The organism is Mammaliicoccus sp. D-M19 (assembly GCF_022386695.1).
Lineage (GTDB): Bacteria > Bacillota > Bacilli > Staphylococcales > Staphylococcaceae > Mammaliicoccus > Mammaliicoccus sciuri.
In genome coordinates this window covers 96,490-115,263 of record NZ_JAJNHW010000002.1, presented here as the reverse complement: position 1 = coordinate 115,263, position 18,774 = coordinate 96,490, and the positions used below count along the sequence as shown (strand labels likewise).

The window sequence follows — 18,774 nt, the reverse complement described above, 5'->3', positions numbered from 1 at the left end:
CATAAACGATTATACGGAATTTTTGGAGGGCATCATGGATAAAGCTAAACGCTATTTTTATATATCAATTATACTTATTATTATTAGTTTATTTTTAAGTGCACAAAATCCACTTTTAGAAACGATGTTTGGATCTTTAGTTTCGCTCGTACTAATAAGTAGTATTTTAAACGGTATTTTATTATTAATTGCTGTCTTTACAACTGATAAGTCAATTAAATATCAAACTGATAAACACTCAACGCTTTCAAAATTGAATAAACTAATACCAATCGTTTTATTCATCGTCATTTTATATCATATTGTCGTTATAATAAGATTTTTCGGAATAATTTAAGGGAAACATAATGTTTCCTTTTTTTAATGAGGAGGTTTATTAAATGGTATATTTAGCAATATTTTTAGGCGGTGCTATAGGTGGAGGGCTAAGATATTTAGTTTCGTTAACGATCACTAATGACGCCTTCCCATTCTCCACATTGACTGTTAACGTAATCGGAGCACTTTTAATGGGTATATTCTCTACATATTTTATTAGCTATTTCAATTTACACCCAAATATTAAAAAATTAATAACAACAGGCTTCTTAGGTGCTTTAACAACCTATTCATCTTTAAGCTTAGAAACAGTCGAGCTACTAGAACGTGGACATATATTAGTTGCAGGTACTTATTTACTCGTTAGTTTACTTCTAGGTTTCATATTTATTGCAATAGGTTATAGGAAAGGAACTGACCAAGCATGACGTTATTATATATTATGATAAGTTCAGGTATAGGTGCACTTTGCAGAAATTTAGTGAATGAATTCTTCACTAAACTGTATACAAACCACTTCCCAATCGCTACTTTAACAGTCAACGTAATTGGTAGCCTTATAATTGGATTTGCCGCTCAATATTTAAATGACGATTCTTATTCATATGCAATTATCGCAATAGGCTTTTGCGGTGGATTTACAACATTCTCTACTCACTTTTTAGAAATTTATGAACGATACTTATTAAAATCATATAAAATGATGACTATTTATATTGTATCTACAATCATACTATCAATCGGAGCATGTTATTTAGGATATCACTTATAAAATCACTTACGTAAAAAGTTCATTTAAATCTAAGACAAAATAAAAAGGACTGATAAGAATAAATTTTCTTATCAGTCCTTTTGTGTTAATTATTGACCAGTAAAGACTTCTGGGTCTGGTCCGATTCTTTCGTCTTTATTTAAAGCATTTAATCTTGAAAGTTGATCTTCTGATAACTCAAAATCAAATACGTTTAAGTTTTCTTCGATTCTTGATGGTGTTACTGATTTAGGAATAACAACAATATTTTCATCAATATTCCATCTTATAATAACTTGAGCTGGTGTTCTATCTAACTCATTTGCAATTTCTTTTACAACTTCGTCTTCCAGTATTTGTCCATTCATTAAAGGAGACCATGATTGTGCAACAATTTTTTGTGCTTCTAAATACGCTCTTAATTCTTTTTGAGTTAAGTATGGGTGACATTCTATTTGATTAATAACTGGTTTAATAGAAGCTTCTTGTAATAATTCTTCTAAATGATGTACATGGAAGTTACTTACACCAATGTTTTTAATTTTACCTTCATTGTATAAATCTTCCATAGCTTTCCATGTTTCAGTGATAAGATCTTTATCTTGACCTGGCCAATGGATTAAATATAAATCTACATAATCTAAACCTAATCTTTTTAAAGATGCTTCATAGGCTGATTGAACATTCTCTCTACCGTAATCTGTCATCCAAAGTTTAGTTGTAATAAATAAATCTTCTCTATTTAATCCAGTTGCTTCTAATCCTTCTTTGATACCTTGTCCGACTTTTTCTTCGTTGTGATAAGTTTGAGCAGTATCTATATGTCTATAACCACTTATAATAGCATGTTTAACCGCTTCTCTACATTCATCATTATTTTCTACTCTGAATGTCCCTAAGCCTAAAGCTGGTATAGAATTTCCGTTGTAAAACTCAATTATTTTCTGTGTCATTTTACTGCCTCCTAATTTTAGACGATACTTAAATTAAAATTGAAACAACTTTAGTTTCTAAATATGGTTCAATACCTTCTGAACCACCTTCTCTACCAAATCCACTTTCCTTCATTCCACCGAATGGAATATGAGCTGCACTTGGTCCACCATCGTTCCAACCAATTACACCATAATCTAAGTTCTCATACAACTTTATACCATTACTATAGTTTTCAGTAAAGAAATATGCTGCCAAACCAAATGGTGTATCGTTTGCTTTTATGATAACTTCATCTAAATCTTTATAAGTTTGAATTGGTGCTACTGGTCCGAATGTTTCTTCTACCATTATTTTCATATCGTCTGAAACGTCAGATAGAACAGTTGGTGTAATAAAATAACCACCATCTTTATAGCTATCCCCTCCAGTAATCACACGTGCGCCTTTACTTGTTGCATCTTCAATATGAGATTTAATTTTTTCAAAACCATCTACGTTAATAACAGGACCTATATCTGTTGATTCATCTTGTCCATCGCCTACTTTTAATTTACTGACCTCTGTTCTGAGCGCATCTTCAAACGCGTCTTTAATAGATTCTTGTACGTAAATTCTATTTGCACATACACAAGTTTGTCCTGCATTTCTGAATTTAGATGCAATTGTTCCTTGAACTGCTTTATCTATATTTGCATCTTCGTGAACAATTAAAGGTGCATGACCACCTAATTCAAGCGTTACTTTCTTCAATGTCGAACTAGATTGTTCCATTAATTGCTTACCTACAGGCGTTGAACCTGTATAAGTAATTTTTGAAATTAAAGGATGCTTTGTGAAAATTGCACCGACGTCTTTACCTGAACCATTTACATATTGGATAACACTTTGATCAAATCCTGCTTCATGTGCAAGATCAACTAATTTCATTGTTGTAAGAGGTGTATCTTGTGCTGGCTTACATATAAATGTACACCCTGCTGCTAATGCTGGTGCTGCTTTTCTAGTCATCATCGCTGCTGGGAAGTTCCAAGGTGTTATGCTCGCTACAACGCCAACAGGTGCACGTGTAACGATGAGTCGTTTGTTATCAACATGTTCTGGAATAGTTCTACCATAAGTACGTTTAGCTTCTTCAGCAAACCATAATATATAATCTGACGCATATTTTACTTCACCTAAAGCTTCTTTTAATGGCTTCCCACTTTCTTTTGTCATAATTAAGGCAATTTCTTCTTTATTTTCGAGAATCAATTCATACCATTTATATAACAATGCACTACGTTCATGAGCTGGTTTCTTTTTGTATGTTTGAAAAGCATCATGTGCCTTTTCAATCTTGCTGTTAATATCTTCTTCCGTATTGTTTTTAATCGTTTCGATTACTTCACCAGTTGCAGGATTTTTAACTTCAAAATTTTCTTTTACCATACTTATAACCACCTTTTTAGTATAAAAATAGCGCTACATAATATGCAGCGCTTAGTTATTACGGGTTAAACTTTTCAATTTCATCCATAATTCTCTCAAGGTCTTCCACACTATATTGGAATCTACCATGAAATACAAATTTATTAAAGAAGTGTTGAAGTTGTTTTTCACCAACTAACACTTTAATGTTAGGGTCTTGTGAATAATTACTGATAGTTGCTTCACTTACTTCATTTGGATGGAAGTAAATAATAGGTGTCGGTGTATATTTAAGTTCTAACTGCCTTTGTAATTCTTCAGTTGTATTATCAACTTCTTTAACTTCATTAGTATATGAATGAAAAGCTGCAGTTTTATTATTTGGTTGTTTTTCAAGTAATAACGTTTGTTCTTTGTTTGGGTTTAAATCCAATGTTTCAAAGACTTGTCCTAATACTGGAAAATCACTAAACTGCTGTTCTGTAATACCGTGATAGATATGACCACTTACTAAATTAGAGTCAATTACATAAATACCCGTTCTTGTTAAGACTAAATGATCTATTTGTCGAACTTTACCTAATGGATCTTTAGGTAAGAAGATGTTAGCCATAATATGCATGTCTTCAGGTCTGATACGACGTTCATTTACAAGTTGGTCTCTTAACTCTAACAAGTGTCTATCAGTTATATATTCCCCTTCATTCTTAGAAAATAACTTTAATGAGTCAATTTCTCTTTCTTTTTGTGAAATTGCTTCTTGATGTGTTTCTTCTTGTTTCGTTAGAACCTTTTTATTTTCAACTCTTTCATGATCTAACTTTTCTTTATGTTCAGATTTAAGCGTCTCATTTTCTTTTTTATGAGCTTCTTGAATCTTATTCAAAGATTTTTGTTTCTGTTTTAATGAAACAAAGAATAATATAATAAATAGTATCGCAATGACGACCGCTGCGATTAATCCATAATGAATCGGTTCTAATTGACTCATAATTGTAGATCGCTCCCTTTCATATGTATTAATTCCATTATAGTAAAAATTACAAATAAATTCAGTATATATCATGAAATATATTGATAATATAACGTAATTTCTTATACTTCATACATTTGAGTAGTTAAACCACACTTTAATAGTAAATATTTTATGAATATATAGCGGATTGCTGTTACAAAACTTGCATGAATTGTAATTATGAGCGTTGTTGTGAACACTTCAGGCCAAACTTGTCCATAACGGGGGCGTTAATTACAAAAGTCAGCTGAAGTGTTACTATGGGCGTCTATAATTACAAAAGTCGGCTGAAATGTTACTATGGACCGCCTTAATTACAAAACTACTTAGAAGTGTTAATACCGGTATCCTTATTTGCACTTCTAATCAAAACTGCTAATAACAACCTCAGTATTTGCACTTCTAACTAAAACTGCTAATAACGACCCCAGTATTTGCACTTCTAACCAAAACTGCTAATAACACCCCAACTTCCTTCTAAAATAAAATAAAAACTCTGCATAAATCCCGTAAGATTCTATACAGAGCGTAATTGTTTATTTTAATAAGTCTTTTAATAAATCTACTTTATCTAATTGTTCCCATGGTAATTGAACATCTGTTCTACCGAAGTGACCGTATGCTGCTGTCTTTTTGTAGATTGGTTGTCTTAAATTCAACATTTGAATAATGCCTGCTGGTCTTAAATCAAATACTTCTCTTATTTTTTCTACTAATACAGTTTCTTCTACTTTACCTGTACCAAAAGTATCTATTGAAATGGATACTGGTTGTGCTACTCCAATTGCATATGCTAATTGGACTTCACATTTATCTGCTAATCCACTTGCTACTATATTCTTAGCAACATATCTAGCAGCGTATGCACCTGATCTATCTACTTTAGTAGGATCTTTACCACTGAAACATCCTCCGCCGTGTCTTGCATAACCACCGTATGTATCTACAATGATTTTTCTACCTGTTAATCCAGCATCTCCTTGTGGTCCACCAATTACAAATCTACCTGTTGGATTGATAAAGAATTTAGTTTCTTCATCTAATAATTCTTTAGGTACGATTGGATAGATAACATGATCTTTAATATCTTGTTGAATTTTTTCTAATTCAATTTTTTCATGATGTTGTGAAGAAATAACGATTGTATCTACTCTTACTGGTTTGTCATTTTCGTCATATTCAACTGTTACTTGTGTCTTACCATCTGGACGTAAATATTCTAAAGTACCGTCTTTACGTACATCTGTTAATTTCTTCGCAAGTTGGTGAGCTAAATATCCTGGTAAAGGCATGTATGTTTCCGTTTCATTTGTAGCAAAACCAAACATAAGACCTTGGTCACCTGCACCAATTGATTCTATTTCTCTATCTGATAAATCATCTCTATCTTCTAGTGCGCAATCTACACCTTGTGCAATATCTGGTGATTGCTCATCAATAGCAGTTAAAATCGCCATCGTTTGGAAATCATAACCATACTTCGCTCTTGTGTATCCTATATCTTTTACTGTTTGTCTAACTACTTTGGGGATATCTACATATGTTGAAGTAGAAATTTCACCTGCAATTAAAGCCATACCAGTTGTTACTGTTGTTTCACAAGCGACTCTTGCTTTAGGATCGCCTTTTAATAATTCATCCAGGATAGCATCGGAAATTTGGTCCGCAATTTTATCTGGATGCCCTTCTGTTACTGATTCTGATGTGAAGAGTCTTCTATTCTTTGACATAAAAAATCTCCTTTAAATAAAGTTGTACGGTCTCTTCCTCAGCGCAAATAAAAAGTGCCCTCTCTCAATAAAGATATAGAGAGAAGGCACACTCGTCCATTCGCTCTTATCGTTCAGACAATATTGGTCTGCAAACGGTTTGGCACCTTTCTTTCATTAGAAAGAGGTTGCTGGGTTTCATTGGGTCCATGTCCCTCCACCACTCAGGATAAGAGAATCCGTCAGAAATGATAATACTAAAGTTTTCATAATATGTCAATGGAACGAAACACATTCAAATTTCCAAAAATTTTTTATAACAAATTCACTCATTAGTATAGACTATATATTTTAATGTGTTATACTAATTCCATGAAAATGCTTACAACACTAATATTAGACATGGGGGTCGTCATTTATGGCAATACAGTCAATTACCGAATCAATCGAACTTTCAAACCTTTTAAAGAAGGACACTACACTACAGCAACTTTCTAGAACCGAATTGTACAATCACATTCTAGAAGCAGGAGAAGGCGTATTAACAGAATCTGGCGCAATCAGAATGGAAACTGGTAAATACACAGGTCGCTCTCCTAAAGACAAATTTATCGTTAAAGAGGAAGATACTGAACAAGATATTGATTGGGGTACAATCAACCAACCTATCTCAGAAAGTAACTTTTTAAATTTATATGATCAAGTTATTGACTACTTAAACCAAAAATCACAACTTTATGTCTTTAATGGATATGCAGGTGCAGATGAATCATCACGATTAAATTTACGCGTGATTAACGAAATGCCTTGGCATAATTTATTTGCACAGAACATGTTTATCCGCCCAGAAACTAAAGAAGAAGCACTTAATATCAGCCCTAATTTCACTGTTATTAGTGCACCAGGATTTAAAGCTGATCCAGAAAAAGACGGTACAAATTCTGAGACATTCATTATAACTTCGTTCAAACACCGTGTCATACTAATTGGCGGTACTGAATACGCTGGTGAAATGAAAAAAGGTATATTCTCAGTAATGAACTATTTATTACCTAAAAAAGGCATTATGAGTATGCACTGTTCAGCAAACGTAGGTTATAACAAAGATGTAGCTTTATTCTTTGGTCTATCTGGTACAGGTAAAACAACGTTATCTGCAGATCCTAATAGAAAATTAATCGGAGACGATGAACATGGTTGGAACGAAAATGGTGTCTTCAATATTGAAGGTGGTTGTTACGCTAAAACAGTAAGTCTTAGTCGTGAAAAAGAACCACAAATTTACGATGCTATTCGTTATGGTACAGTTCTAGAAAATGTTACCGTAAATCCTAATGGTTCAGTTGATTATGACGACACTACATTAACTGAAAATACAAGGGCTGCATACCCAATAGATTTTATCGATAATATTATTACACCATCAATAGCTGGTCACCCAAATACAATTATCTTCTTAACTGCAGATGCATTTGGCGTATTACCACCTATTTCTAAATTAGATAAATCTCAAGCTATGTATCATTTCTTAAGTGGTTTCACTTCTAAGTTAGCAGGTACAGAAAGAGGCGTAACAAGCCCTCAACCAGTATTCTCAACATGTTTCGGTTCACCTTTCTTACCATTACATGCGACTGAATACGCTGAATTACTTGGTAAATTAATTGATGAACATAATGTAGATGTTTATCTTGTAAACACTGGTTGGACTGGTGGCGAATACGGAGTAGGTTCAAGAATGGATTTGAAACATACCCGTTCAATGATTCGTCGTGCAATTAGTGGAGAAATTAAGAATTCAGAATTTGTTCAAGATGATATCTTTGGCCTTAATATCCCGAAACATGTACCAGGTGTACCTTCGGAAATATTATATCCACGTAATACATGGGTATCTTCTGACGCATATGACGAAAAAGCAAAATTACTTGCTAAGAACTTCAAAGAAAACTTCAGTAAATTCGGAGAGTCTTCTGAACATATTCAAGAAGAAGGCGGATTTACGTATAATCGCTTATAAAATACTAAAAGAGCTTGGGCCTTATTGGTCCAAGCTTTTTTCACATTTATACATCCATTCTTTGATTTGTAACAATGTTTGCTTTTCTATTTCTGGTCTTAAAACATGCCCTTCCCCATTTAAATAGATCGTTTGATGATCAACCGCTTCTTGCTTTAAATGTTCTTCTAAATGATATGCCATATTAATATTTACTTGCTTATCTTTATCACCATGAACGATTAATATAGGTGGACTGTCTTTATGAATAGATTGCAATGCATTTCTACGTGCATAAGCTTCAAATTGTTTTTTAGGATGTCCAACCATTCTTTTTAACATCCCTCTTAGATCTATTCGTTCTTCGTACATCATTAGTAAATCTGACACGCCGCCCCATATAATATAACTCGTTGCATTCACTTTTTGATACGTAAGTAAGCCTTGAATACCTCCTCTAGAGAATCCAATCATATGAACAGGAACATTTGGATAGTGTGATTTTAATATTTCTATACCTTCTATAACATCATGAAGGTCATCACCACAAAATTCGTCTCTACCTTCACTACCGTTACTACCTCTGTAATAAGGTGCAAATACAATTGTATGTTTATCTTTAAATTGTGCCATACGACCTGGTCTCACTCTACCTACTTGTCCTTTGCCACCACGTAAATATACAACTATGCGATTAACACGTTCATTTGGTGTCATCAACATGCCTCTAACTTTCAATTCATCCACTTCATATATCACTTCTTCAGTTAGATGATGATTAAAGAAAACTGGCATTTTTTTCTTACTGTAGAAATCCAAGTTTATACACCCTTTCAACGCACTTTAATATTGCTGTATCTTTTAAAAGAAAGCTCTTTTCTTCTTCAGGTATATCATTAATTTCTTTAGCAATAACGGGTCCATAAGTTTCGAAATATGCTTTATTGCTATCCAATGATTCGACCTCAATAAAATAGACATCTTTATTAAATGGGATTTTATCATGTACAGTATATGAAGCTATAAACGTTATATTTTTAGCGACCGCACCCGTTTCTTCATATAATTCACGCTGAACAGCCTCTTTATTCGTTTCATTTGGTTCAACTTTCCCACCAGGAAATTCAATACCTCTTATCTTATGATGCGTTAACACATATTCATTATTAAAAATCGGAATACCAAGAACATGTTTCGCATTTTGTTGATCTGTTGGACATTTATATACTAAATCAACATCCAATCCATTTGGATCTTTGTAGCGCATGATACACGACCTCTTTCTTCAATTATGATAAACTGTATATACATATTATTAGGAAGGTAGAAGATATTGAAAAAGTTAACCTTAACGACCTTAGTATTAACAATTACTCTTATTCTAGCAAGTTGTAGTCTAGAAGGTCAAAATAAATTTGATGATAGTAGCGATGCTATCGAAGCTTTTCAAAAAAACATTAAAAAAGTAGATTCACATTCGATTAAATCTAGTAACGAAACAACAGTTGATTTTCAAGATAAAAAAACAACGCTTAAACAACTGTCACATGGCCGAACAAACCACCATGATAAACTAGCATTTAATGTCGAACAAGAAAGTAATACAAAACAATTTCCAGTGCATAATAAAAGTGTTTGGATTGATTCAAACGAAATCAAATCCTCCCCTAAATCTAAGTATTTAAATTATCATGCTAAAAATGCCGAGATCGATTATTATCAAAAAATTGGGCAAGATTGGTTCGATTTAACGACTTTTAATCAAAGTTTACTAAAACCTATTGAAGATGATGTCACTTTAGAAAACAATACTCTTTCATATGAAGGTACAGGAAAAGTTATGGAGTATCTCTATCAACTAGGATTTAGTCAATCACCACTGGCAGATCAAGCGTCATTAAGCAATATTAATGACTTAAAAATTAAAAGTGGTAAGTTTAAACTTACATTCCAAAAAGACAAAACATTACCAAAAACGTTAACCTTTAACATTAAAGCAACTGGAAAAATTAAAAATGAAACGATTAACATCCATATGAAACAGACAACAGATTTCTATAAATTCAATTCCACTGATGTTAAACCATACCAAAACTTAACGAAAAACAATTATAAATAGGAGCATTGATATGAAAAAAGTATTTATTAAATTAATACGCCTTTATCAACGATATATATCCCCATTGACACCACCTACATGCAGGTTCCAACCTACATGTTCTAACTATGCTGTTGAAGCTATTTCAGAATATGGTGTCATAAAAGGAACTTGGTTAGGTACGAAACGTATCTTAAAATGCCACCCATTTCATCCAGGTGGATACGATCCTGTTCCACCTAAAAAAGATTCATAACATTTATTTAAAGGCATATGCGCTAAAAATTTAGCACATATGCCTATTATTTTGTTAATTTATCTTTATCAACGATTGGTGGCAAATATTTAATTTGATGACCTTGAGTCTTTGAACTATTAACAACGAAATCTTCTGTAAAGTAATAATCACTTGGTGTTACATCACTCGGATAAGAACTTTGCTGAGCTAAGTATGCAGTATAGTAACTACTGAGTCCAAATTCATACATCCCACCTATGACATATTTAAGTTGATGTTCGCGACAATATTCTATAATTTCAAGCGCTTTATCTATACCTCCAACACGTGAAGGTTTAATCACAACACCATCGATCAGATTATGCTGATTAAATTGAATAATTTGCTCTAAATTTAAAGCACTTTCATCAATAAATACTGGTAACTTAAGCGCACTGATATGCTCAAAATAGTCCTCATATTTAGAAAATGGCTGCTCAATATATATAAATTGTTCATCTTTAAATGTATTTAATAAAGACACATGTTCATGATTTAACACACCATTTGCATCAATCGCTCTTTGTATTTGTGGATAATGTTCTGTTAAAAAATCTATATCTCGATTAACTTCTTTATGCCATTTTATTTTAATTCTCGTTGGTAATTCACCATTATATTGCTTAAAATAGTGTTCAATATTTTGATTAATTGTTGCACCATATGCCACTTCAATCGGCTTTAACTCATGAAATTTCTGAAAGAATATCATAGACATAACGCTACGTGCATTCGGATATTCGATGAGTTCATCTATTAATTCACAACATAATGGATAACTATTAAAATCAACAAATTCATGTTTTTCAAACCATTTTATTAAAGTTTCTTCAACTTTATCTATTGTCTCGAAATGATACCAGTCACTATTAAACGCATTACATTCACCATAATACGTAGACCCATTCATATCTTGCCATTCTACAATTAATGCTTCTCGCTCATTTAATGCTATTAAAGGTGTTCGTATCGGTACTCTGAAAGGTGCTTTGAATCTATAGAAATGCAAACTATTTTTTCTCATTCATGACCCACGCCTTTACTTTATATCTTGAAAGTTTACCAGTTGAAGTTCTTGGAATTTCGTTTATTTTATAAAAGTATTTTGGGTGTTTATACTTTGCTAATTTATTATTGAGTATATTTTTAAATGTATCATCTTGGATAGTCTGTTCCGCTTCATACACTAATGCAGGTACTTGACCCCACTTTTCATCATCAACTGGTACAACAACACAATTTTGAACATCCGGATGAATTAATATAACATGTTCAATTTCAAATGGATAAATATTTTCTCCACCACTAATGATTAAATCTTTTCTTCTATCATAAATATATACATAACCGGAATCATCTATTGATCCAACATCACCTGTTTTAAAATAACCATCTTCAAATGTATCTGAATTCTGACTACCTGTTAAATAGCCATTCATCACATTGCCACCGGATACAGCGACTTCCCCATGTCCTTCTTCATTTTGATTTAAAATTTTGAGTCTTACATTTGAAGGTACTTTCCCTACTGTGCTTGGTTCTTCACGTAACATCTCTGGACTTGCTGTAACAAACTGAGAGCATGTTTCAGTCATACCAAACGAATTATATATCGGCAATTGATTGTCTAACGCTTTATTAATCATCGTTTCAGATAACTTTGCGCCGCCTAACAATATTTTTTCTAATTGATATGGTTGTGTTAACTCATCTTGCATCAACCATTGTAGTGTTTGAGGCACTAATGAAATATGTGTGATGTTATCATTTTTAATTAAATGTATCACGCGATCAACATCAAATTTCGGTTCTAAAATAAGAGTAAAACCTTCAATTAAACTACGTATTAACACACTTAAACCTGAAATATGGTATATCGGTAAGACGGACAACCATCTCGTTGATTCATCATAGCCGAGACTTTCTTTGCAACCCATTGCACTAAAATAATGATTTGAAAAAGTTTGTGGTACAGCTTTTGCAGGACCAGTTGTACCAGAAGTAAACATAATCGTCGCAATATCATCCATATCAAACGTAAAATCATAATCCTCATGTTTAATGTCGTCCAAATGTATATCCTCGATATCGATACAATTTTGTTTAATATGTAAAGTTTTATACGTAAAGACAGTTTGAACACCAATACTGTCCAATTGTTGTTCAATTTCGACTGGTGTTAACTTTGTATTAATCATAACCACTTCTACATTTGCTAACCAAGCTGCAATGATAAGTGATGCATGTTTAATATCATTCTTTATATATAATCCAACTCTTTTCAATTGAAGTAGTTTAATGTATTGTGCTTTATTTTTAGAATCGTTAAATAGCTGCCTATAAGTTAATTCAACATCACCTTGTTGAATTGCAATTTTATGTGGTGTTCGAGCCACCTGTTGTTCAATCCAATGTTTCATCGTTTGGACCTCCTTATACCATTATTCATTATAACGATATTTTTGAATTTAAACATAAAAAATGCTTTAAAACATCAAAAAACCTAGGTGACAAATTCACCTAGGTTTTCAGCATATTAGATTGCTTCTTTTTCTCTTCTTTGTGTAACGAATCGTTCAAGTAATAAGAAGACAAGGCCTATAATTGTTAAGAATGGCGCGACTAACGCTAGGTCCTTAACTTCTAATTGACTTACTACGATACCGCCGATGAACGCACCAAGAGCATTACCGATGTTAAATGCAGATTGATTCATCGTACTAGCAAGCATTGGTGCATCTTGTGAAATGACCATACTTTTAAATTGTAATGATGGACTCATACTAAATCCAATCAAACCAAATACAAAAATACCAACAACCATTAGCAAGCTATAATTTTGAATAAAGTACATCATAAAGATATATATTGGAAAGACGATAAATATCGTATTCAATGCTTTATTTAAATTCCAGTCTGCTAATTTGCCGCCAATAATATTACCAAATGTTACACCAACACCGAATATAATAAGCACAAATGAAATCCAACGTTCTTCTATATGCGAAACGTTAATTAATATTTGAGAAATATACGTGAAATAAGCAAATACACTACTGAATCCGAACAGTGTTACACCTAGTGTCAGCCAAAGTTTAACATCTTTTAATACACTCAATTCATTTTTAATTGAAATCGGCTGTGTATCTTTTTGATTAGGTACAAATCGAATAATACCTATTAATGTTAATAATCCTAGAACACTAATAATAATAAATGTCATTTTCCAGCCAAAAATTTGGCCAACAAATGTTCCGAATGGTACACCAATGATGTTGCTCATTGTTAATCCCATAAACATTAAAGCCATTGCACTTGCTCTTTTATGAGGGGGTACCATACTTGCTGCAAGTATTGAACCTATACCAAAGAATGAACCGTGTGCTAAAGCGGCAATAATTCTACTTAACATAAGCGAACCATAATTAGGCGCAATACCACCTATCCCGTTACCTACTATAAAAATAGCCATTAATAAGACGAGTAAATTTTTTCGAGGTAATTTATAAGTCGCTAACACTATAATCGGTCCGCCAATTGCAACACTCAATGCATAACCTGTAATCAATTGACCCGCATCGGATACCGTTACATCGAGATCTCTCGCTATATTAGGTAACAAACCCATGATTACAAATTCAGTCATACCTATCGCAAAAGCACCAAGGCTAAGTATCCAAATCGCTAAAGGATATTTTTTCATGTCTCAACGCTCCTTTAATCTTATTATTTTAATCAGATTTATCCATATTAGTACTTTTGCTAAGCAATTACAAGAGTTTTTTTGAATTTTGTATAGAAAAAAACCTGAGTTAATTTTTTCTCAGGTTTTTAAACGTTTTCATTATTGAGTTTGTATCCAACCTATTCCAATCGTGCCATATCCAGTATGAACAGATGCTACAGGAACTAATGGTTCGATATATACACTTACATCTTTATTTAAAGTTAATATGCGCTCTTTCCACACATGTGCTTCTTGCTCATTCCCAGCATGTAATACACCAATATGTGTAACACCTTTATCAATAATTTCTTTAATATGTGTGATTAAATAAGCTTCTATTTTCTTGTTGCCTCTAGACTTAAGTTCTAAGTCGATTGTACTGTTCTCTAATTTCAATAATAACTTAATATGAAGCAAACTACTTAATAAATATTTGCTGTTCGAAACCCTTCCACTATTCTTTAATTGTTGTAAGTTTCTTGGCAACAAATATAATTCACTTGTATGTTTAACTTCTTCTAACTTATTAACGATTTCTTCAAATGAATAGTCCTCATCATAAAGTTTTCTACCATACTCGACTAATTCTTTTTGAGGAAAGCTACCTGTTCCACTATCAATTACATGAATTTCCATTGGGAAAGATTGTGCAGTTGATAGCGATGATGCATATGTGCCTGATAAACTACTAGAAGGATGAACTGCAATAACATGTGTATAGCCTTCTTCTTGAATTTGCTCATACGTTTCAATAAAATCTTGAGGTGTAGGTTGAGCCGTTTTTGCACCATTACCATTTTCTTTTAACATATCAAAAAATAACTTTGAACTTTCAAATTCTGAGTCTTTATAAGGTTTGTCATTAATAATTGTAGATAAAGAAACGACAAATAAATCTTTATCATCCATATTTTGATCAATATAAGTTGTTGTATCAATTAACCACGCTAATTTCATTACTTCCTCCATTGTATATACAATAAATGCATTCACTTTATAACTAAGTATTTTTAACCTAACTTAATTAATAACATATAATCAATATTGAAACAATTAAAAACAGAACAGATAAGTTAAAGCAATCATATAATAATTACCACAAATATCATTCTAGTATAATAAATTGATAAATACTTAGAAATATCAATACCTTTACACCAACGAATCTAATTTTAACATTAGAATGTTCCTATAAATTTATTATTAAAATATAGTATTTATAAGATTGGTAACTTTATAAAAAAAATGACAATACGCTATACGCATTTAACCTACATATGCTATCATTTTAATATTGATAACTAGATAGGAGTCATAACAATGAGTTTATTAAAAACAGAACTACAAGAGAAAGATTATCCAATCAAACATTTAAAATTATAATTTATAATTGAGGTTTTGCTTATGAACAAACAGACAAATATATTATTACTTATTTCAGTTATTGCCATTTCACTAGCTGCAATATTGGTAAAGCTATCAAACGCCCCTTCTAGCGTGATAAGCATGAACAGGATGTTTATAGCAGTCATCTTACTAGTACCTTTTGCATATCGATATAAAAAAGAAATCTTTAAATTAAATCTAAAAGACGTGCTTTATCTTATATTAGCTGGTCTATTTTTAGCGCTCCATTTCGGATTATGGTTTGGTTCTTTAAAATTAACAACAGTTGCTAGTTCAACAGTCATATTATCTTTACAACCCATTATTGCGATAATCGCTGGTTTCTTATTTTATAAAGAAAAAATAACGCTAAAAGTTTTCAATACAATTTTAATATCATTTATCGGTGTTGTAATCGTAAGTTGGGGCGACTTTAATATAACTGACTTAACTGCAATGATTGGTAATGTATTGTCCTTATTAAGCGTAATATCTATAGTGTGTTACCTAATGATTGGAAAGAATGCAATGCTCAAACTCACACATTGGGTTTATAGCATCATTGTGTTCTTCTTCGCAGGCGTTGTTTTACTCATTTATAACATCATTACGCATGCTACATTAGTAAACTATTCAATGAAAGAATGGCTCTTATTTATATCATTGGCAATTTTCCCAACAATAGCACACGTCATATTTAATTATCTCTTAAATATAATCAATCCAACAACCATATCAATGAGCATGCTATTAGAACCCGTAGGCGCCTCAATATTAGCAATATTTATCCTTAAAGAATACTTAGGATACGTACAAATACTAGGTATCATTATCGTACTCGTAGGCGTGTATTTCTTCTTAAAAGCACAGAAAACTGAAGTGACATGAATATTTAAGAATATTTAAAGGCTAGGACTTAAATAAAAAAGTCCTAGCCTTTATTTTGCCCATATATCGTAACAAGGTTACAATAAAAATAGTAAATAAAACGTTAAACCAAGTAATGCTATACCAGAAATATAGTTCAAAATCGTTCTGATCCTAATTTTTGTAATATTTGACAATGTGATCAACTCCAAATCTTATATTACGTATGATCTTAGCGAATTTATCTGTTATCTATCACATTGAATTATCATACTTTAACAACTCTATTATAATATACTTAAACAATAAAGGAGTGATAATTTTGACAAATTTCTATAGAGTCATAAATGCTATTTTAATTAAAGAAAATACTATTTTATTAGTTAAAAATGAATATAATAATGAATATTTATGGAGTTACCTGGAGGCGTAGTTGAGCAAGGTGAGTTTTTATATGAATCTTTAATTAGAGAAGTATTTGAAGAAACAGGATTAACTTTAAATCAATACGAACTAGCATATATAGCTGAAAATAACATACCTAGTGAGAATGCTCATTGTTTAGTAACTTATTTTAAGTGTTTAAATTTTAACGGTGAAATCTCTATTAACAATCCAGATAATGAAATTGTAGAATTAAAATGGATCAGCTTCAACGAACTTCATAATTATTTAATCAGTGAAGACATTTTAGTCCCTTTACAAAATTATTTATTTAGAAACAAAAAAGAGTATTATTTTATTGATGATTTGAGGTTTTAAATCATTAATTCTTCATATATAAGTCATACATAATCAATTTTACAAAATATTTTTATCCAAAAAATAAAAGATTTTAATTTTAAAGGAATGATACACATGTCCAAATACACATTAGACAGCACATTTTTATACATGGCTCTTATGACTTTGCCACTGATTTTTATAATGCCTGTAATGTTTAGTGTTCCACTTGTTTTATTAATTTTTAGTATTAAAAAGAAAGAAGACTGACATACTTTTTATAAATACTCGTGTTCACTAGCGTTATAAATAATTAGAAAGGGTGAAATGAAATTGAAAGCTAAAAAATGGATAAAATGTTGTTTCAATCTAAATTCCCTGAAGTTGAGGTCTTACTAGAATCTGAAACATCAACTAAGATTGATAAAGAGTATGTAATAGGTTCAATATTTGTGACAATACAAGAAATTATATTAGTGCAGCATAAAGCAAATTTAACTTTTCAAATCCCGTGGTCAGAGGTTGTTTCATTAGATACAATAGAAAACTTTATTTCTAGTAAATTAATTTTAGATTATGGTGAAAATCGAATGTTAATCTTTTCTTTTTCATCGAGTGATCCAGTTCATGCAATTCAAGTATTTTACAAAATTTTAAAGCTAGAAAGAGAGATTAAACAATTTAACAATGATGATGTAAAAGCACTTCAACATAATAATGAACAATTGATTAAGGTATGTTTAAGTTAAAATAGCAATGCTACTAATATAGTGATAATCATAGATAAAAGGCTTAATATAGTTGGTATACTAATACCTATCCAAAAACGTTTTGATGTAACTTTATTATCGTTTATTTCATTTTTCAACTCGGAAACAGCATTTTTTATTTCTCCTGATAAAACATCTTTAGTTAAGGAAATTTTATCATTGCTTGCATCGAATCTATTGTTCATATTTATTTCATGCTGCTGAAATTCTCGTCTTGTAATATATTCACTATTCATAAAAACACCTCCTTATATACTCCCACTTTCTTGTTTAATTAAGTATATATTATAATAAAATCAAATTGACAACAATATAGAATGTCAAAATTATCAAACTCTTATTTATAATATAGTAATCCCCTTCTCTACCTAGTCTTGGAATCTAATTTATGTTGGCATCAAAAACACTAAAATAACATGCACGTTGGCATATGGTTGGCACAAAATTTTATTTACCACTCTTTAAAAAAGTCATAAAAAAGAAACCCCACTATCATGGGGTTTCTAGCAATATCAACGTCTTGGATTAGTTGATTATTAAGGTACAAGCGGAGAGTGAGTCCTTTAATATACTTTTAGATAATACCAGAAACGCCTATATTATAAGGAATTTCGTGCTTATACTTTCAGATAAAAACATAACAAACTGGATTATTTTGACACGCGTTTGACACATCAAATTTTATCTATACTTTACAAAAATACTATTCCTATAATGAAAAATACTAATTGTAGGAGAGGTCTTTTAAGTGAAGATAAAGTTAAATATTGCACCTCTTTAAACCAAATACA

20 protein-coding genes and 1 riboswitch are annotated in these 18,774 nt (G+C 31.5%); of the genes, 9 read left to right on the top strand and 11 right to left on the bottom strand.

What is annotated here, in order from left to right:
• The first annotated feature begins 34 nt into the window (after positions 1–34).
• From LQ675_RS06140 to LQ675_RS06130, 3 genes are read left to right on the top strand one after another with little or no spacing between them, the layout of a single operon-like run.
• Positions 35–337, top strand: coding sequence for a hypothetical protein (locus LQ675_RS06140; RefSeq protein ID WP_048539519.1), 303 nt, complete (start codon positions 35–37; stop codon positions 335–337).
• Positions 338–380: 43 nt separating this feature from the next.
• The gene (gene crcB, locus LQ675_RS06135) at positions 381–746 is read left to right on the top strand and encodes a fluoride efflux transporter CrcB (RefSeq protein ID WP_048539518.1); all 366 of its coding nucleotides are present in this window, start codon (positions 381–383) and stop codon (positions 744–746) included.
• Positions 743–1,090, top strand: a complete 348-nt coding sequence (locus tag LQ675_RS06130) for a fluoride efflux transporter FluC (protein WP_048539517.1) — start codon at positions 743–745, stop codon at positions 1,088–1,090. Before crcB ends, LQ675_RS06130 begins: the two co-directional genes overlap by 4 nt.
• A gap of 89 nt (positions 1,091–1,179) precedes the next feature.
• Here LQ675_RS06130 and LQ675_RS06125 read toward each other — a convergent pair whose 3' ends face one another.
• The 4 genes from LQ675_RS06125 to metK form a co-directional block, all read right to left on the bottom strand.
• Complete coding sequence (locus LQ675_RS06125) at positions 1,180–2,022, bottom strand: aldo/keto reductase (RefSeq protein WP_048539516.1); 843 nt, start codon at positions 2,020–2,022, stop codon at positions 1,180–1,182.
• Between the two features lie 28 nt (positions 2,023–2,050).
• Positions 2,051–3,433 carry an NAD-dependent succinate-semialdehyde dehydrogenase gene (locus LQ675_RS06120; RefSeq protein WP_048539515.1) on the bottom strand — a complete coding sequence of 461 codons (1,383 nt, stop codon included), beginning with the start codon at positions 3,431–3,433 and terminating at the stop codon, positions 2,051–2,053.
• Between the two features lie 58 nt (positions 3,434–3,491).
• Positions 3,492–4,403: a nuclease-related domain-containing protein gene (locus LQ675_RS06115; RefSeq protein ID WP_048539514.1), complete on the bottom strand. Its 912-nt coding sequence runs from the start codon at positions 4,401–4,403 to the stop codon at positions 3,492–3,494.
• A 560-nt stretch (positions 4,404–4,963) separates the two neighbouring features.
• The gene (metK, locus tag LQ675_RS06110) at positions 4,964–6,157 is read right to left on the bottom strand and encodes a methionine adenosyltransferase (RefSeq protein ID WP_048539513.1); all 1,194 of its coding nucleotides are present in this window, start codon (positions 6,155–6,157) and stop codon (positions 4,964–4,966) included.
• A 103-nt stretch (positions 6,158–6,260) separates the two neighbouring features.
• A riboswitch (SAM riboswitch) is annotated at positions 6,261–6,372 on the bottom strand.
• Positions 6,373–6,554: 182 nt separating this feature from the next.
• Here metK and pckA point away from each other — a divergent pair.
• On the top strand, positions 6,555–8,156 hold the full coding sequence (pckA, locus tag LQ675_RS06105) for a phosphoenolpyruvate carboxykinase (ATP) (RefSeq protein WP_048539512.1): 1,602 nt from the start codon (positions 6,555–6,557) through the stop codon (positions 8,154–8,156).
• A gap of 21 nt (positions 8,157–8,177) precedes the next feature.
• On the opposite strand, the gene LQ675_RS06100 is transcribed toward pckA, so the two are convergent.
• Positions 8,178–8,954, bottom strand: coding sequence for an alpha/beta hydrolase family protein (locus LQ675_RS06100; protein ID WP_172965060.1), 777 nt, complete (start codon positions 8,952–8,954; stop codon positions 8,178–8,180).
• Complete coding sequence (ytkD, locus tag LQ675_RS06095; protein ID WP_048539511.1) at positions 8,938–9,402, bottom strand: RNA deprotection pyrophosphohydrolase; 465 nt, start codon at positions 9,400–9,402, stop codon at positions 8,938–8,940. The genes LQ675_RS06100 and ytkD overlap by 17 nt, the downstream gene beginning before the upstream one ends.
• Positions 9,403–9,468: 66 nt before the next feature.
• Between ytkD and LQ675_RS06090 the strand changes: the two genes are divergently transcribed.
• The gene (locus LQ675_RS06090) at positions 9,469–10,254 is read left to right on the top strand and encodes a hypothetical protein (RefSeq protein ID WP_107610456.1); all 786 of its coding nucleotides are present in this window, start codon (positions 9,469–9,471) and stop codon (positions 10,252–10,254) included.
• A gap of 10 nt (positions 10,255–10,264) precedes the next feature.
• Positions 10,265–10,489 (top strand): membrane protein insertion efficiency factor YidD, encoded by a 225-nt coding sequence (gene yidD / locus LQ675_RS06085; protein ID WP_025905546.1) that lies wholly within the window; start codon positions 10,265–10,267, stop codon positions 10,487–10,489.
• A gap of 46 nt (positions 10,490–10,535) precedes the next feature.
• Here yidD and menC read toward each other — a convergent pair whose 3' ends face one another.
• The 4 genes from menC to LQ675_RS06065 all read right to left on the bottom strand — a co-directional run bounded on the left by menC (position 10,536) and on the right by LQ675_RS06065 (position 15,194).
• Complete coding sequence (menC, locus tag LQ675_RS06080; protein ID WP_075578052.1) at positions 10,536–11,534, bottom strand: o-succinylbenzoate synthase; 999 nt, start codon at positions 11,532–11,534, stop codon at positions 10,536–10,538.
• On the bottom strand, positions 11,521–12,930 hold the full coding sequence (gene menE / locus LQ675_RS06075; protein WP_107602475.1) for an o-succinylbenzoate--CoA ligase: 1,410 nt from the start codon (positions 12,928–12,930) through the stop codon (positions 11,521–11,523). Before menE ends, menC begins: the two co-directional genes overlap by 14 nt.
• A 116-nt stretch (positions 12,931–13,046) precedes the next feature.
• On the bottom strand, positions 13,047–14,213 hold the full coding sequence (locus tag LQ675_RS06070; protein ID WP_025905549.1) for an MFS transporter: 1,167 nt from the start codon (positions 14,211–14,213) through the stop codon (positions 13,047–13,049).
• 141 nt (positions 14,214–14,354) lie between these two features.
• Complete coding sequence (locus LQ675_RS06065; RefSeq protein WP_048539507.1) at positions 14,355–15,194, bottom strand: DegV family protein; 840 nt, start codon at positions 15,192–15,194, stop codon at positions 14,355–14,357.
• 447 nt (positions 15,195–15,641) lie between these two features.
• Here LQ675_RS06065 and LQ675_RS06060 point away from each other — a divergent pair, with 447 nt between their 5' ends.
• From LQ675_RS06060 to LQ675_RS06050, 3 genes are all read left to right on the top strand, one after another.
• Positions 15,642–16,511 (top strand): DMT family transporter, encoded by an 870-nt coding sequence (locus LQ675_RS06060; RefSeq protein ID WP_107610501.1) that lies wholly within the window; start codon positions 15,642–15,644, stop codon positions 16,509–16,511.
• Between the two features lie 390 nt (positions 16,512–16,901).
• Positions 16,902–17,252 (top strand): NUDIX domain-containing protein, encoded by a 351-nt coding sequence (locus LQ675_RS06055; RefSeq protein WP_107602505.1) that lies wholly within the window; start codon positions 16,902–16,904, stop codon positions 17,250–17,252.
• A gap of 308 nt (positions 17,253–17,560) precedes the next feature.
• Positions 17,561–17,962 (top strand): hypothetical protein, encoded by a 402-nt coding sequence (locus LQ675_RS06050; protein ID WP_107602504.1) that lies wholly within the window; start codon positions 17,561–17,563, stop codon positions 17,960–17,962.
• Here the strand turns inward: LQ675_RS06050 and LQ675_RS06045 are convergent.
• The gene (locus LQ675_RS06045) at positions 17,959–18,219 is read right to left on the bottom strand and encodes a hypothetical protein (RefSeq protein ID WP_239727203.1); all 261 of its coding nucleotides are present in this window, start codon (positions 18,217–18,219) and stop codon (positions 17,959–17,961) included. The genes LQ675_RS06050 and LQ675_RS06045 overlap by 4 nt on opposite strands.
• Between the last annotated feature and the right edge of the window lie 555 nt (positions 18,220–18,774).

Bases quoted from the DNA above. Each gene is read 5' to 3' on its own strand.
- menC (WP_075578052.1), bottom strand. From the start codon at position 11,534: ATGAGAAAAAATAGTTTGCATTTCTATAGATTCAAAGCACCTTTCAGA.
- LQ675_RS06050 (WP_107602504.1), top strand. From the start codon at position 17,561: ATGGATAAAATGTTGTTTCAATCTAAATTCCCTGAAGTTGAGGTCTTA.
- menE (WP_107602475.1), bottom strand. From the start codon at position 12,930: ATGAAACATTGGATTGAACAACAGGTGGCTCGAACACCACATAAAATT.
- LQ675_RS06120 (WP_048539515.1), bottom strand. From the start codon at position 3,433: ATGGTAAAAGAAAATTTTGAAGTTAAAAATCCTGCAACTGGTGAAGTA.
- pckA (WP_048539512.1), top strand. From the start codon at position 6,555: ATGGCAATACAGTCAATTACCGAATCAATCGAACTTTCAAACCTTTTA.
- ytkD (WP_048539511.1), bottom strand. From the start codon at position 9,402: ATGCGCTACAAAGATCCAAATGGATTGGATGTTGATTTAGTATATAAA.
- LQ675_RS06070 (WP_025905549.1), bottom strand. From the start codon at position 14,213: ATGAAAAAATATCCTTTAGCGATTTGGATACTTAGCCTTGGTGCTTTT.
- LQ675_RS06065 (WP_048539507.1), bottom strand. From the start codon at position 15,194: ATGAAATTAGCGTGGTTAATTGATACAACAACTTATATTGATCAAAAT.
- crcB (WP_048539518.1), top strand. From the start codon at position 381: ATGGTATATTTAGCAATATTTTTAGGCGGTGCTATAGGTGGAGGGCTA.
- metK (WP_048539513.1), bottom strand. From the start codon at position 6,157: ATGTCAAAGAATAGAAGACTCTTCACATCAGAATCAGTAACAGAAGGG.
- LQ675_RS06115 (WP_048539514.1), bottom strand. From the start codon at position 4,403: ATGAGTCAATTAGAACCGATTCATTATGGATTAATCGCAGCGGTCGTC.
- LQ675_RS06125 (WP_048539516.1), bottom strand. From the start codon at position 2,022: ATGACACAGAAAATAATTGAGTTTTACAACGGAAATTCTATACCAGCT.
- LQ675_RS06045 (WP_239727203.1), bottom strand. From the start codon at position 18,219: ATGAATAGTGAATATATTACAAGACGAGAATTTCAGCAGCATGAAATA.
- LQ675_RS06060 (WP_107610501.1), top strand. From the start codon at position 15,642: ATGAACAAACAGACAAATATATTATTACTTATTTCAGTTATTGCCATT.
- yidD (WP_025905546.1), top strand. From the start codon at position 10,265: ATGAAAAAAGTATTTATTAAATTAATACGCCTTTATCAACGATATATA.
- LQ675_RS06055 (WP_107602505.1), top strand. From the start codon at position 16,902: ATGGAGTTACCTGGAGGCGTAGTTGAGCAAGGTGAGTTTTTATATGAA.
- LQ675_RS06140 (WP_048539519.1), top strand. From the start codon at position 35: ATGGATAAAGCTAAACGCTATTTTTATATATCAATTATACTTATTATT.
- LQ675_RS06130 (WP_048539517.1), top strand. From the start codon at position 743: ATGACGTTATTATATATTATGATAAGTTCAGGTATAGGTGCACTTTGC.